At 47.6% G+C, this 233-nt stretch carries 1 protein-coding gene; it reads right to left on the reverse strand.

Going from position 1 to position 233, the window contains the following annotated elements; genetic code table 11:
• A partial coding sequence (locus FCK90_RS15295) for a DapH/DapD/GlmU-related protein (RefSeq protein WP_281347463.1) occupies positions 1 to 233 on the reverse strand: 233 nt, incomplete at both ends.

The following is a 233-nucleotide window of genomic DNA, read 5'->3' on the forward strand; positions in this document are numbered from 1 at the left end:
CTGTTTTAGAAGCTGTTTTTGCATCTAATTTTTTAAGTTCACGTGCAGGAATTCCGGCCACGACTGTTCCAGGAGCTACATCTTTTGTAACGATTGCGCCCGCTGCTACAACTGCGCCTTCTCCAATGCGTACGCCTTCTAAAACAACGACATTGGCGCCTACAACAACATTGTCTTCTACGATAACTGGTTGTGCGGATGGTGGCTCAACTACGCCAGCAAGGACAGAACCT

The organism is Kocuria coralli (assembly GCF_008831305.1).
GTDB classification, from domain to species: domain Bacteria; phylum Actinomycetota; class Actinomycetes; order Actinomycetales; family Micrococcaceae; genus Kocuria; species Kocuria coralli.